Origin of the sequence: Ginsengibacter hankyongi (assembly GCF_008710285.1) — a bacterium.
GTDB lineage: Bacteria > Bacteroidota > Bacteroidia > Chitinophagales > Chitinophagaceae > Ginsengibacter > Ginsengibacter hankyongi.
Map to the genome: position 1 here is coordinate 1,858,617 of NZ_VYQF01000001.1, position 15,282 is coordinate 1,873,898.

12 protein-coding genes and 1 tRNA gene are annotated in these 15,282 nt (G+C 36.4%); 9 read left to right on the forward strand and 4 right to left on the reverse strand.

The features are described from left to right. Nucleotides 1-93: 93 nt before the first annotated feature. The gene (locus FW778_RS07825) at nucleotides 94-1,314 is read left to right on the forward strand and encodes a glycosyl hydrolase (RefSeq protein WP_150414041.1); all 1,221 of its coding nucleotides are present in this window, start codon (nucleotides 94-96) and stop codon (nucleotides 1,312-1,314) included. A gap of 551 nt (nucleotides 1,315-1,865) precedes the next feature. On the opposite strand, the gene FW778_RS07830 is transcribed toward FW778_RS07825, so the two are convergent. Further along, nucleotides 1,866-1,939, reverse strand: a tRNA-Ile gene (locus tag FW778_RS07830). A gap of 79 nt (nucleotides 1,940-2,018) precedes the next feature. On the opposite strand from FW778_RS07830, the gene FW778_RS07835 reads away from it, so the two are divergent. The 7 genes from FW778_RS07835 (at nucleotide 2,019) to FW778_RS07865 (ending at nucleotide 11,717) form a co-directional block, all read left to right on the forward strand. After that, nucleotides 2,019-2,633: an HAD family hydrolase gene (locus FW778_RS07835; RefSeq protein WP_150414042.1), complete on the forward strand. Its 615-nt coding sequence runs from the start codon at nucleotides 2,019-2,021 to the stop codon at nucleotides 2,631-2,633. 402 nt (nucleotides 2,634-3,035) lie between these two features. Then, a complete protein-coding gene (locus FW778_RS07840) occupies nucleotides 3,036-3,506 on the forward strand; it encodes a ribosome maturation factor RimP (protein WP_150414043.1) in 471 nt (156 codons plus the stop codon). 10 nt (nucleotides 3,507-3,516) lie between these two features. Next, the gene (gene nusA / locus FW778_RS07845; protein WP_150414044.1) at nucleotides 3,517-4,767 is read left to right on the forward strand and encodes a transcription termination factor NusA; all 1,251 of its coding nucleotides are present in this window, start codon (nucleotides 3,517-3,519) and stop codon (nucleotides 4,765-4,767) included. 100 nt (nucleotides 4,768-4,867) lie between these two features. Next, entirely contained in the window at nucleotides 4,868-7,669 is a 2,802-nt protein-coding gene (gene infB, locus FW778_RS07850; RefSeq protein ID WP_150414045.1) for a translation initiation factor IF-2, read from the forward strand. 145 nt (nucleotides 7,670-7,814) lie between these two features. Further along, the gene (locus FW778_RS07855) at nucleotides 7,815-9,179 is read left to right on the forward strand and encodes a peptidylprolyl isomerase (RefSeq protein WP_150414046.1); all 1,365 of its coding nucleotides are present in this window, start codon (nucleotides 7,815-7,817) and stop codon (nucleotides 9,177-9,179) included. 262 nt (nucleotides 9,180-9,441) lie between these two features. Continuing rightward, on the forward strand, nucleotides 9,442-11,169 hold the full coding sequence (locus FW778_RS07860; RefSeq protein WP_235906137.1) for an amidophosphoribosyltransferase: 1,728 nt from the start codon (nucleotides 9,442-9,444) through the stop codon (nucleotides 11,167-11,169). A gap of 56 nt (nucleotides 11,170-11,225) precedes the next feature. Continuing rightward, a complete protein-coding gene (locus tag FW778_RS07865) occupies nucleotides 11,226-11,717 on the forward strand; it encodes a SixA phosphatase family protein (protein ID WP_150414048.1) in 492 nt (163 codons plus the stop codon). 7 nt (nucleotides 11,718-11,724) lie between these two features. Here FW778_RS07865 and FW778_RS07870 read toward each other — a convergent pair whose 3' ends face one another. After that, nucleotides 11,725-12,648, reverse strand: coding sequence for a DMT family transporter (locus FW778_RS07870; RefSeq protein ID WP_202552109.1), 924 nt, complete (start codon nucleotides 12,646-12,648; stop codon nucleotides 11,725-11,727). A gap of 6 nt (nucleotides 12,649-12,654) precedes the next feature. After that, the gene (locus FW778_RS07875) at nucleotides 12,655-13,782 is read right to left on the reverse strand and encodes a glycosyltransferase (RefSeq protein WP_150414050.1); all 1,128 of its coding nucleotides are present in this window, start codon (nucleotides 13,780-13,782) and stop codon (nucleotides 12,655-12,657) included. A 198-nt stretch (nucleotides 13,783-13,980) separates the two neighbouring features. Between FW778_RS07875 and FW778_RS07880 the strand changes: the two genes are divergently transcribed. Next, nucleotides 13,981-14,229: a hypothetical protein gene (locus tag FW778_RS07880; protein WP_150414051.1), complete on the forward strand. Its 249-nt coding sequence runs from the start codon at nucleotides 13,981-13,983 to the stop codon at nucleotides 14,227-14,229. Between the two features lie 15 nt (nucleotides 14,230-14,244). On the opposite strand, the gene FW778_RS07885 is transcribed toward FW778_RS07880, so the two are convergent. Further along, entirely contained in the window at nucleotides 14,245-15,282 is a 1,038-nt protein-coding gene (locus FW778_RS07885; protein ID WP_150414052.1) for a 2-oxoacid:ferredoxin oxidoreductase subunit beta, read from the reverse strand.

Genomic DNA, 15,282 nt, shown 5'->3' on the forward strand with positions numbered 1-15,282 from the left:
AAATTAGGGGGTTTAACCGTTCAATCAGTTAAATGAACTGGTATTCCAATAGTTTTTTGTTGAATTTAGTGGTCTAACAAATTAATCAATAAAATGAAAGTTAATTACATCAATCTGCTGTTATTCTTTGCCATGCCGTTTTCGGCATGCAAAAAGAATACTACCGATTTAAAAACTCCTGAGTCTCCCCTCATTGCAGGCATTATTTCAGAAAAAGTCAACTTCGGGCAAATGCTCACCATTTCTAAAACTGTAAATATTGGGATGCCAAAGGTTGAGTTGTATCCTGATACAGTTTACACTTCATTTAACGTAGATGATCCGATCTTTAAATCATTGCCGGACGGCTACAACGATCAGATTGTCTCATTTAGATTACCAAAAGGTTATATGGCTGTATTTGCCGAGAACACTGACGGAACCGGTGAGTCTGCTTGCTATGTAGCCACAGATAGTGCAATAAACGCGAACTTACCAGAAAGATTACAAAACAATATTTCTTTTATCAGGTACATGCATGTTAATAACCCGGGAAAGAAGGGTACAGCCTCCACACGCGATCAGACTGTGCAGGCATTTAACACTACTCAATGGTTTTATGGGTGGAGTTTGACGAGATCATCTTTACCGGGACAACAATTTGTACCAATGACCTGGGGAAAAGCAGCATGCTCCTTGGCAAACGTGAGTTATTTGGCTGACCGGCCAGATGTAGACCATCTGCTTTCCCTTAATGAACCTGATAATACTAACCAATCGAATATTCCCAATATTGATACGGCAGTGAGGCGATATAAAATTATGCAACTATCCGGACTCAGGTTAGGAGCACCGGCTACAACTCAAGGTCAGGCTTTTGGAGATGGGAAATGGCTAACAAAATTTATGAGCAAAGCTCAGGAAGAAAAAGCAAGGATAGACTTTATCCCGATACATTGGTACGATTGGGGAAATCAAACTAACAACAAGGCCACAGATTCCCTTACTGCTGAGGGCGTATTTAAACGATTTCAGAATTATGTAGAAAAGGTTCATGCGGCGTATCCCGATCAAGCTATCTGGATAACCGAATTTAATGCAAACCCTAACCGGACTTCAGTGTTAATTCACGAGTATTTCATGAAACTCTCTACAGACTGGATGAACGCTACACCTTTTATTGAGCGCTATTCCTACTTTTTCCCAAATACTGTTCCTGCTGTCAATAGTGATTTCACTTTAACAGATGCCGGGCAGTACTGGAACGACCTTATATCACCCAAATCGTTTTCAGGAAATATTGTATCTGCTGGTACACAGTTAAATGCTGAATAGAAAGTTTTTATTTATTTGAAAAACCTAAAAACATAACCCGCATAACATCCAATATCCTACTTCAAGAGGGCCATTTTTAAACAGCTGAGAATTTCATTCAGCTGTTTTTCTTTTATGGGTTAACCGTTGCAAAAGCGTCTGATCTTTTAAAAAGCCATCAACATGAAGACGAACGATTGTAGATTCATTGTATTCAAAAAGCGATTTTGAAAGTAAAGAGCTGAAATTTGCAAGCAGTTGAACAAGAATTTGAATATCATTGATGAAAATTCATAAGCCGAAGCAAAGAAGGCAATCATTACAATCTTAATGGAGTTTACAAAAAATAGGAATTAGAAATCACAGAGATCGCACCCACAAAATAAACGATCAGTGGCATGCAATACTCAAAAAAGTGCCTAACGGGGGAGTTTTTTAAGGGCCATGCTATCTTTTCGTCAATTAGCCTGCTTGGTTCTACATTTGAGCAAATAAAATTGATCGCAGGCTCTTTAGGTTTGTAAATAAAAAAGCATTTATGAAAATAAATCCATAAATGCTTGATTTCCAAGTGGGCCCACCTGGGCTCGAACCAGGGACCACCTGATTATGAGTCAGGTGCTCTAACCAACTGAGCTATAGGCCCGATACCCCAATGCGGTAAAAATTCAGGAGTGCAAAAATAGAAAAATTCGCCAAGTGAAAAGAAATAATTTTCTTTGACTATGCAAAAGATAGAAGCTATAATTTTTGACCTGGGTGGCGTAATATTAAATATTGATTATAATTTAACCCGCATTGCCTTTGAAAAAGCAGGTATAAAAAACTTTCACGAGATGTATTCGCAGGCTAATGCCGATGACCTGTTCAGCAACCTTGAAACCGGGAAAATTTCTGAAGATAATTTTTACAATGAATTAAATAAACGCACCGGGCTTTATTTACCAACGATTGAAATTGAGAACGCATGGAACGCAATGCTGCTAACATTCAGAGAAAAGAGTCTGGATTTTTTGGATACTTTAAAACCAAAGTATAAGCTTTTTTTACTGAGTAATACCAATCACATTCATTTAAATGCATTTAATAAAATATATCTTGAAAAGCACAGAGATAAGCGTTTTGAAGAATTTTTTGACAAGGCATATTATTCGTGTAACATGGGTTTAAGAAAACCCAATGCTGATATTTACGAATTTGTACTGGAAGAAAATAAACTGGAACCTGGGAAAACTCTTTTTGTGGATGACTCTGCCCAAAACATAGAAGCGGCAAGGGCTTTAGGTATACAAACTATTTTATTAGGCGCTGGAGAATATATTGAGTACCTGCCTTTATAAATTATTTTATTTCTTCAAACTCAATATAGTCGCCTTCTCTTTTAACCTTTGGTTCCTGTTTAGGAGTTGCATTTTTTGTGTTGGCAGCATTCATATCCTGTTGCATTTTGGTTTGCATTTCCCCAAATTGTTTCCTTATTTTTTGGGTTGAGTTATATACAGGTATAATAAATTCAAAGATGAATTTGTATAAAATGTAAATCAGGAACAGTTCTGCTGCGGTTCGAAAAATATTCATTATGCAAAAATATATATTTAATTTTTTAACAGGATTCTAAAAATTTTACTTTAACATAATTTGGTCTGTAATTCTAATTTATAGTATATTTGCAGCGGCAAAAGAATCATTGAAGGGAACGAAAACGTTCCCTTCTTCTTTTTCGAAAATTTGTGAATTTAAGAATGAGTGGAATAAACCCTTTAAAAAAAATTGAAGATTTTGTTGCAGGAATTACTTCACAATCGGAAACAGTTTTCCCGGTTGAAATAAAAATATCGCCTGCAAATGATATAAAAGTTTTTCTTGATGCCGATGACGGTATCACCATTGAAAAATGTACGTCAATAAATAAAGCTCTTTATAAATATATAGAAGAATCTGAATTGTTTCCCGATGGAAATTTTTCTCTTGAAGTTTCTTCACCTGGTATAGATGAACCATTGAAACTGCATCGTCAATACAAAAAAAATATAGGAAGAAAGGTAGAAGTAGTGATGAATGACGGTACTAGAATAGAAGGAAAGCTTTTAAAAGTGAGCGATGATGAAATAGTCATCGAAGAAAAAACTGGCAAAGCAAATAAAGCAACAATTAAAACAATAACAATATTATTTAATCAGATAAAGCAAACTAAAGTGCTGATAACTTTTTAAAAAAACATAAATGGCAAGCATTAATTTGATTGAATCCTTTCAGGAATTCAAAGACGCAGAAAACATAGACAGGCCTACTTTGATGAAGGTTATGGAAGACGTTTTTAAAACATTAATCCGTAAAAAATACGGCTCTGATGAAAATTTTGATGTAATTGTAAATGACCAGAAAGGAGACCTTGAAATTTTTCGAAGAAGAACTATTGTGGATGATGATGACCTGTACAACACGCTTACCGAGATTGAATATAAAGATGCCATTAAAATAGAACCCGATTACCAGGTAGGTGAAGAACTTTATGAAGAAGTAGATATCCAAAAAGAATTTGGGAGAAGAGCTATACTTGCAGGTAAACAAACACTGGCGAGCCGTATTAATGATCTTAAAAAGAACATTCTTATAAAGAAATATGAGGACAGGATTGGTGAAATTATAAATGGTGAAGTTTACCAGGTTTGGAAAAAAGAAATCTTATTGCTTGATGAAGAAGGCAATGAAATGCTGCTTCCAAAGTCAGAACAAATACCCTCTGATTATTTTAAAAAGGGAGAAACAATACGTGCAGTTGTTAAAAAAGTCGAATTAAAAAACAGTCAGGCAGTAATTATTGTTTCAAGAACTGATACTTCTTTCCTTGCCAAATTGCTCGAAATTGAAGTGCCCGAAATATTCGATGGCCTTATTGTAATAAGAAAAATTGTAAGAGATCCGGGTGAAAGAGCAAAAGTTGCTGTTGAAAGTTTTGATGACCGTATTGACCCTGTAGGAGCTTGTGTTGGAATGAAAGGAAGTCGTATACACGGTATCGTTAGAGAACTTAAAAATGAAAATATAGACGTAATAAACTGGACCAACAACATTCAGCTTTTAATACAACGTTCGCTTACTCCGGCTAAAATTACCAGTATGGATGTAGATTTGGAAACAAAGCATGCCAACGTTTATTTAAAGCCAGACCAGGTTTCGTTGGCAATTGGCCGCAGGGGAGTTAATATCAAACTGGCTTGTGAGTTGACAGGACTTGAAATTGATGTGTTTAGGGATAATGAAGGAGAGGTGGAAGAATACGATGTTGATCTCGATGAATTTACAGATGAGATTGAATCATGGATTATTGATGAATTGAAAAAAATAGGTTGTGATACAGCAAAAAGCGTATTACAGTTGTCTGATGAAGAACTGGAGCGTAGAACTGATCTTGAAAAAGAAACTATCACAGAAGTGAAAAAGATTCTGAAAGAAGAATTTGAAGCTGAATAATTTTTTCTTTTAATTCAAAAAAAGGAAATTGATTATTTAAAACATAATTTTAATCATAAAAAAATCTTCTTTATTAAAAAAGAAGATAAGGAGAGGCTTAATGGCAGAAGTAAATACACCACGGGTAATGGCAGCGGCCAAGGAGTTTAACATAGGTAAAGATACCTTGGTTGACTTCCTTGTGTCCAAAGGTTTTGGAGAAGAAGACCTGAAGCCTAATTCCAAAATTTCGGAAGAAATGTACCGTGTATTGCAGGTGGAATTTCAACCCGATAAAGCGGCAAAGCAAAAGGCCGAACAAATAGATTTACCAAAAAATGCTGTTACCGATTTCAAAAAAAGAAGGGATGAACAGGATCTTTCTTTCAATAAAAAAGAACCTGCAAAACCAAAAGAAGTAACACCGGTTGAGGAAGTTAAACCAGAAGAACCTAAATCACCGGAAGTTCCAGTTGAACATGCGGAGCTACCAAAAGCTGAAGAAGTTATTGAATTACCACAACCGGAAATTGTAAAGATCGAAGCTCCCGAAGTGGAGAAGCCAAAGGTTGTTGATAAAATTGACTTAAGCACCATTGATTCGTCAACAAGGCCTAAAAAAACCGCAGCAAAAGGAACAAAAAAAGAAACGCCGGTTACAGATAAGGAAGTAAAAGAAAAACAAATAACACCAGAGGAAGTAAAAGAAACGCCAATAGCCCCTGAAGAAATTATAACACCTGGCCCGGTAAAAATCGAGCCGGTTGTAATATCAAATATTAAGGCATCAAAAATAGAGGGCCCTAAAATACTTGGAAAAATTGTGCTTCCAACCAATAATGAAACGCGGCCAAAACCTGTTGATGAAAGAAGAAAACGCAAGCGTATTGTAGTTGAGAAAAAACCACAACCCAATGTTAATCCGCCCGGTAATTTTCAACGTCCGCAATCTCCAAGGCCTCCGGGACCTCCGGGCAGGTTTAACAGAAATGCTCCGCCGCCAATGCGTCGCGAGGAAAAAGAAATTGATCAAAAAGAAATCCAGGATAAAATAAAAGAAACCCAGGCAAAGCTTGCCGGGGCGGGTGGAAGAGGCAAAAGCCTAAAAGCAAAATATCGTAAAGCGAAAAGAGAAGAGGCAGCTGAAAATGTAGGTGAAGAAGTGACTGATAATAAATTGCAGGTTACAGAATTTATTTCAGTAAGTGAATTTGCAAATCTTATGGATGTAAGCTTTGCAGATGTTATAAGTAAATGTATGAGCCTTGGTATTATGGTTTCTATTAATCAAAGGCTGGAGGCAGACGTGATTGAATTGGTTGCTGGTGAATTTAATTATGAAGTTGAATTTATAGGAATTGATGATGAAGCAGAGTTTGAAGAAGAAGAAGAGGAAGATAAGGATGAAGATTTGGTAACACGTTCACCGATCGTTACAATCATGGGCCACGTTGATCATGGTAAAACATCTTTGCTTGATTATATACGCCAGGCTAATGTAATTGCTGGTGAAGCCGGAGGTATTACGCAGCATATCGGCGCTTACGAAGTAACTCTTAAGAACGGAAGAGCTATTACGTTTTTAGATACTCCGGGTCACGAAGCATTTACGGCTATGCGTGCCCGTGGTGCAAAGGTTACTGATATTGCCGTGATAGTTATTGCTGCAGATGATGCGGTGATGCCTCAAACAAAAGAAGCCATTTCTCATGCGCAGGCTGCAAATGTTCCCATGATTTTCGCATTTAATAAAATTGATAAAGACGGAGCTAATCCTGAAAAGATAAAAGAGCAGCTTGCTGCAATGAATATATTGGTGGAAGACTGGGGTGGTAAGTATCAAAGCCAGGAAATAAGCGCGAAACAAGGATTGAATGTTGATGCCCTCCTGGATAAAATTTTACTTGAATCTGACCTGCTTGATTTGAAGGCCAACCCGGATAAAGGCGCCAGCGGAACTGTAATTGAAGCTTCCCTTGATAAGGGCCGCGGTTATGTTGCCACTATTTTAGTACAAAACGGAACATTAAGGCAAGGTGATTTAATTGTTTCCGGACAAAATTATGGAAGGGTAAAAGCAATGTTTAATGAACGCAACCAGCGTACTGAAATAGCGCCTCCTTCAACGCCGGTTTTAATTTTGGGATTGAACGGCGCTCCCCAGGCAGGTGAAACATTTAAATTTTATAGTGACGAATCAGAGGCAAAGGATACAGCTAACCGTAGGGCTCAAATTTTACGTGAGCAGGGAATTCGTGCCAAGAAACATATTACACTTGATGAAATCGGGCGCAGATTAGCTTTGGGGAATTTCAAAGAACTCAATTTAATTATACGTGCTGATGTGGATGGTTCTGTGGAAGCATTAAGTGATTCATTACAAAAATTAAGTACAGAAGAAATTGTTGTAAGTGTTGTTCATAAAGGTGTTGGACAGATTACCGAAAGTGACGTATTGCTGGCCACTGCTTCAGATGCCGTTATCATAGGATTTAATGTACGTCCCTCTTTACAAGCTTCCAAACTCGCAGACCATGAGGGTGTGGAAATAAAAACTTACTCTATAATTTATGATGCGATAGATGAAGTGAAAAGTGCAATGGAAGGTATGCTTGAGCCAAAAATCCAGGAAAAAATTCTTGGTATTTTAGAAGTGAAAGAAACTTACAAATTTGATAAGATAAGTGTTGCGGGATGTATGGTTATTGAAGGCAAAGTTGCCCGCAACAACCGTGTCCGCCTGGTTCGGGATGGTATTATCGTTTTTACTGGTGAATTGGGAAGCCTGAAACGTTTTAAAGATGATGTGAAAGAGGTAACGACCAACATGGAGTGCGGTGTAAGTATTAAGAATTATAGCGATACCAGGCCCGGCGATATGATAGAAGCTTTTGAAGAAGTTGAAGTAAAAAGAACTCTTTAAAACTCTTAAGAATTATTTTCTTTAACAAAACAACCTCAACATTTAACTTTTCAAAAAAAAATCACTCGTTTTGCCAGCGTATTTTTGATAAGCTGTTTTTTTGCTGGTATCAAATACTGTTCATTTAATTTTAAGAACTTCGATAATGAAGAAAAGTCTATTTATCATTTGTTTAATTGCTTCAGCAAATATTCTGTTTGCCCAAACAAAAAAGGTTGTTGCAGATAAAATAATTGCTACAGTAGGAGATAAGATCATTCTTAAAAGTGAAATCGATAACAGCATTTCTGATATGCAACGGCAAAATATCGATGTACCCGCGAATGGCAAATGTCTTTTACTGGAACAGGCGCTTGGCTTAAAAGCATTGGTACTGCAGGCTGAAATAGATTCCATCCCTGTTTCTGATGAAGATGTAGACGCAGATATCGATAATAAAATCAGGTACTTTATTAATCAATATGGATCCAAAGAAATAGTAGAACAAATTGCAGGAAAATCACTTTTTCAACTGAAAGAAGATTTCAGGCAAACTTTTAAAGAACAAAAACTGGCCCAGGGTGAGCGTGATAAAATTGTTGCTGATGTAAGAATAACGCCGCAGGAAGTTGAAGCATATTATGATTCTATTCCAAAAGACAGTCTTCATTTTTATGAATCACAATTGGAGGTGGGAGAAATTGTAATATATCCCAAGCCAAGCCGCGATCTTGAAAATTATGCAATCGATCAATTGAAGGAATATAAAAAAGAGGTTGAAGATGGAAGTAAAAAATTTGAAACCCTTGCTTCTTTATATACTGACGACCCTGGCAGTAAAGACAATGGAGGACGATATGAAATCAACAGAAATGAAAAAACCTGGGATCCAATATTCCTGGCAAAAGCATTCAGCTTAAAAGATGGCCAGATTTCAAATGTATTTAAAACAAAATTTGGTTACCATATTATTCAAATGGTAAGCAGAAATGGAGATGATGCCGTTATACGCCACATTTTAAAAATTCCACAAATAAGTTCTATTGAAGTAAACCAAGCTAAACAACAACTGGATTCGGTGCGTTCAAAACTCGTAGCCGGGACAATTGATTTTGGCCAGGCTGTTTCAAAATATAGTGAAGATGAAAACAGTAAATTCACAGGTGGCAGAATTCCGGCCAGAGATCAAAGCACTTATTTAACTATTGATGAGCTTGATAAGGACCTTGTGCTGATGTTAAAGGATCTTAAAGTTGGGCAATATTCGCAACCCACTGAATTTACCGATGACAGGGGTAAAAAAGCGGTGCGTATTGTAAACATTTTAACCAAAACAGAACCTCATCGCGAAAATTTGAAAGATGATTATGATAAAGTGGCCCGCCGAGCCTTGGAGGAAAAGAAAAATGATGTTTTGGAAAAATGGTTTGCAAAAAAAATCCCTTCCTTTTATGTGAAAATTTCAGATGATTATAAATCTTGCCCTGAAATGCAAAAATGGGAGACCAACTCTACCGCTACCAGTAAATAATATCATATCTAAATTAAAAAGCTTGAGAAGCATTTACGAACGACGCTATACAAGTTTCCTTTTAATTAAAAATAACAAAACAATTTATTTCAATCTTTGGCGCTGTTTTATAAAACCTTAATTTTGCGCTTCATTCCAATAAATGAGCGATGAAATAAAACATGAATGCGGGCTAGCCTTCATGAGATTACGAAAACCCTTTTCATTTTACCGTCAAAAATATGGTACTGTTCTTTACGGCCTTAATAAGCTGTATCTGCTAATGGAAAAGCAGCATAATCGCGGCCAGGATGGTGCCGGAGTTGCTGCCGTAAAGCTGGATACTGAACCGGGGTACCCGTTTCTCCATCGTAAAAGAAGCTCTGCCAACCAGGCAATCGCAGATATTTTTTCACAAATTGGCGAGCAAATAAATGAAATTCAGAAATATCATCCTGAAATAGATCAACATCCGGGCCTTATGAAGGGCCATATCGATTTTTTGGGAGAACTTTTATTAGGCCATCTTCGCTATGGAACTCAAGGGAAAAATAATGTCCAGTTTTGCCACCCCTTTATTAAACGCAATACAATACCTGCTCGCAACCTTGCGCTTGCCGGAAACTTTAACCTGGTAAATAAAGACGAATTATTCTCATTAATAAATAGTCATCCAGATGAACTCGACAGGCAAAGTGATCTTGGTGCTATGATGGATGTAATTCATCATTTCCTGGTGAAGGCAGATGAGGCCTCGCCTGGGTCCACTGACATCGTATCAGTTTTAAAAAAATCAGTTGCTCTTTTCGACGGTGGCTTTACTTTCGGTGGTCTTACCGGGAGCGGGATAGGATTTGTAGTACGGGATGCCAATGGTATACGGCCTTGTTACTATTATGTGGATGATGAAGTAATTGTTGCCGCAAGCGAACGGGCTGCAATCCGCACCGCTTTCAACGTAGGTGAAAATGAAGTAAAGGAGTTAATGCCGGGATGTGCTTTAATTGCGAACCACAATGGAACTTATTCAATTGCGCAAATACTTGAGCCCAAAGAAAGGAAAGCCTGCAGTTTTGAAAGAATATATTTTTCCCGTGGGAGTGATGAAAAAATTTACAGGGAAAGAATTGCTTTAGGATATCATTTAAGCGAAGGTGTTCTAAAAGCAATTAATCACGATCTTAAGAACACTATTTTTTCTTTTATACCCAATACCGCCGAAATTGCTTTTTACGGATTGCTAAAGGGGGCGGAAGATTACCTGAGTAAAACAAAAGTTGAAAGAATATTAAGCTGGGGCAAAGACTTTAATGAAGAGAAGCTAACTGAAATGGTTAGCCGAAAAGTGAGAATCGAAAAAATAGCGATCAAGGACGTGAAGCTTCGTACATTTATTACAGCCGATGCCAGCCGAAACGAAATGGTGCAGCACGTATATGATATTACTTATGGAACGGTTAGAAAGAATGAAGACACATTGGTTGTTATTGACGATTCAATTGTAAGAGGAACTACATTACGTGAAAGTATTATCCGCATGCTTTCCAGGCTTGAGCCAAAAAGAATTATTGTAGTTTCTTCAGCACCCCAAATAAGATACCCTGATTGTTATGGAATTGATATGAGTAAATTAGGAGAATTTGTTGCCTTTAAAGCTGCTATGGCTTTATTGAAAGAAAGAAAAATGGAATCCCTGTTGCAGGAACTTGTTGAAAAATGTTATGAGCTTAAAAGAAACAATCAGCTCCATTGCGAAAACGTAGTAAGGCATATTTATAAGCCTTTTTCAGTTGAAGAAATTTCAAAAAAGATTGCGCAGTTAATCACGCCCGAAGAAATTACGGTTCCCGTAGATGTGATTTATCAAACTATAGAAGATTTGCATGATAGCTGTCCTACCAACCTTGGAGATTGGTATTTCACGGGTAATTATCCCACGCCTGGCGGAAACCGTGTTGTAAACAATGCTTTCTTAAATTATATGGAAGGCAAAAATGTAAGAGGTTATTAATATTTTACTACAATTCTGGTATGGATTTAGGTAGAAACAATTCAACACCTTAAGCAATGAAAACACTACTTCTTATACGTCATGCCAAAAGCAGTTGGAATGATATTGCCCTTTCCGATTTTGAACGGCCATTAAATGAACGAGGAAAGCATGACGCTCCTCTGATGGCGAAAAAAATAAAAGATAAACAAATAGAAATAGATGCTTTTGTGTCAAGCCCGGCAAAGCGTGCAAAAAAAACTGCTGAGTTTTTTATGGATGAATTTGCCGTAAAAGCAAAGAAACTAACTCTTATCCCTTCTTTATATGAAGCAACATTAGAAAATTATTATGAAGCAATTGAAACTTTAAAAGACAAAGATGACACGGTTGCTTTATTTGCCCACAATCCTGGCATTACCGATTTTATAAATTCCCTTGATTGTGGCCCGATTGACGACATGCCAACATGTGCTGTTTATGCCATTCAGATAAAAACAAAAAACTGGAAAAAATTTAGAGAAGCTAAAAAGAAATTTTTATTTTTCGAGTATCCCAAAAGTATATAAATCAGAATTAAGGGGTATTTCTTTTAACCGGTGGCGCATTGTTGCTCTCTATTTTTTTGTTCGATAAAAATACGCCTGCGAATATCATTGCCGCAGCAACTATTTTAAGAAAAGATAGTTGCTCCTTAAGAAATATCATTGCAATGGCAACTGCAAAAACAGGCTGGGAGTAGATGTATGCACCCGCCACGGATGCATTCAGTTTTTTAATTCCATAAGCATTAAAGATATAGGCAAGAAAAGTTCCGGGTATAGTTAATAAAAATAAAAAGACCCAGTCTTTCAAAGTAAAAGTGCTCCACGTAATTTTTGAAAATTCGTTTGTGCATAACGGTAATATCAAAAAAAATCCAAAAGTAAAAACCCATCTCATTACAAAAATTGCCGAATACCTATTCATAAATGGCTTCACCAATATAAAATAAAATGTATACGCGATTGCACTTGCCAGTACAAGTAAATCTCCTATGATAACATTTTCCCCGGGAGACGTTGGTTCTCTTGATCCAATTAATAACACTGCACCTATTGCTGCGATGATAAGCCCTGCTATCTTTTCCAATGTCAGTTTCTCCTTCAAAATTCTTGCGGCAATAATGGTAATCATTATCGGAGTGATTAATGTAAGCAACGACGCATGAATGGAAAAAGTGAGTGACAGTCCTTTAATAAAGAGCATTTGATTTATGGCAATGGCTGTTAAGGCACATAGTATTAATGGAATAATTTCATGTTTTTGAATTCTGGTTTTATCATGCTCGAAAAAAAATAAAATCCAGAAAAAAATAAGGCTTACGCCGATCCTGATAAGGTTTAAGCCAAACGGACCAGCAAAATGATGGCCAGTAAAATATTTTACAATGCTATAATTCGTCGCAAAAAAGAGGTTGGTTCCAATAAGTCCAAGATGTGCTTTTAGTTTTTGAGCCAAAATTATTCAGTGAGTTTGAAGACTGCAAGGTTTAAGGGATAATAAAAATTCCTCAATAACTTTTTTATAAACATCCATGCCACGCTCCATAATAACAGGCTGAGAAATGGGTGCATAGTTATATATTTTATCCAAAGAAAATTTATCCTGTTCAACGCTATAAAAAATATTTTTTTTCATTAGATAGTTTGAAAGATATTCTTGCTCTGTTTGTCCTGGTGTAGGGACTAACACAGCATTCTTACCAAGTTTCACCAGGTCCATAATTGTAGTGTAACCACTCCTGCTTATAATTATTTTCGATTGTTGAAAAGCCTTGTTCAATTCATGTGCCGGAAGATGATTTATAATTTTAATTAATTCATTATCTGTTTTCAAATCTTGGTGTTGGTTTGGTAACCCTCTCACAAGTAAGACCTTCTTATTAAAATTACATAGCTGAGATAAAATTTTTTTTTCAAACATAGTTCTTTGAGGTTCCGGACCCGAAATTGAAATCAAGATGTCATATTTTTCTTGCATCCCATTTGATAATTCAAACCTTGATAATGGACCTATGTATAAAATATTTAAGGGACTATTGTCCTGGTGTGATAGTTCGCCTGCTAGGCCATTTACCTTATAATCAGGAACCCAGCAATAATTGAATTTTTTTATAAAATGGTAATGTATTTTCTGCGCAATTTTTTCAAAGAAACTATTTCCTGTTTTTATTAAAAGCTGGTGGGTTATATATACTGAAGAAATTTTTTTATTATTCATTCCGGGGCGATTGTCAGAAATAACCGCATCAATTTTATACTTCGTTATTGTTTTTTTTAACCATAGTTTTTCTCTCCATATAGAAATTGCTATTCCAGGAACCTGGACAGCTAACTTGAATAGAAGCAAACTTTTTCTTCGGCTATACCTGATTTTATAGCTATTTATACGTAAAATTACCAGGGAAGGGAATTCTTTCTTAAGTAGAAAAAAACCATTTCCGGAAGCTGCAATTATCACTTCACATTGATGGTAAATAAGTTCGTTTATTATTGGGATACAGCGGGTTGCATGTCCTAAGCCCCAATCCAGCGGAGTTACTAAAATTTTCGGTTTATAATGGAGGCTGTTAAAATTGTTGCCATTTATCAAAACATTGCAATAATTATTTGTGAAAATAGTTTAATTTAGAATAATATTTTATGAAAATCGTAAATAAAATCCTACTTGTTTTACTTATTATGGTTGCTGTATTTGTTGTGAGCTGTAATTCTTCCAGAAAAAACAAATGTGGTTGTCCTAATAAACAAGGAATGGTGGGATATTAGACTATAAAAACCAAAAACCAAGATGAACAAATTTAACCGGGATCTATTGGTATTGTTCAAAGAAGAATTAATGAACCCCCAGGCAATAGAACATGAAGTAGAATTACTTCATGAATTACTTTATTCTGTTGAAAAAATTGATAATCTTATCATAGCCCACGAGGTTATCAATTTAAGTAAATACAAGATAAGTTCTGATGAAAAAATAATTCGTCAAACCATCAGCCTTAAAGAATTAAAACCTTTTATTTTTCTGAGTAATAAAAATTAAGTGGCTTACGCTCCACTAATTTATTGCCCAGGTTTCTCTGCCTTTTAATATTTTATCCAAATCTCCATTGCCTTTAGAAGCAATAATATCTTCAATTTGCTTTGACATTATATCTTCGTAACAAGGTCTTTCATGCTGGTAAAAAACTCCAAACGGCCTCGGCAAATGACCTTCCAAATGCGGATTATCAAATAGTCTTGTAAGAATTTGTGCTTTAAAAAAATCTTTCTCGTCATGTATCCATAAATCATTTTCACTTATTACACTGCTTATTTCAACAACAACTGGCTTAAGCCCATCCAGCTTAATACCTTTGCTGTTTGATGCGCCAAAAAGTAACGGTTTACCATGTTCAAGAAATAATGCTTCTTCTGGTTTTGATTTCTTCTCAGTAAATATTTCAAAAGCGCCATCATTGAAAATATTACAGTTCTGGTAAATTTCCAGGAAGGATGAACCTTTATGAGCATATGATCTTAAAATCATTGCCTGCAAATGTTTAGGATCTCTATCCATACTCCGTGCAACAAAAGTAGCATCTGCTCCTAATGCAAGTGCTAACGGGTTAAAGGGATGATCTATACTTCCAAATGGTGTACTTTTCGTTATTTTACTTTGTTCGCTTGTTGGAGAATATTGCCCTTTGGTAAGCCCGTAAATTTCATTATTAAACAACAAGAGATTAACGTCAAAATTTCTTCTCAATAAATGAATAGTATGGTTTCCGCCTATACTTAAACAATCCCCATCGCCAGTAACTATCCAAACACTTAGCTCCGGCCGGCTTGCTTTGAGGCCGCTGGCAATTGCCGTTGCCCTGCCGTGGATGCTGTGCATTCCATAAGTATTCATGTAATACGGGAAACGGCTACTGCAGCCAATTCCGGATATGATAACTATGTTTTCTCTGGGAACTCCCAACGTGGGCATTACTTTTTGTACCTGTGCAAGTATTGAATAATCTCCGCAGCCGGGGCACCATCTTACTTCCTGGTCGGTTGCAAAATCTTTGGGAGTCAGAGCCGGTTGAGATGTTATTGCGGTTTCACTCAT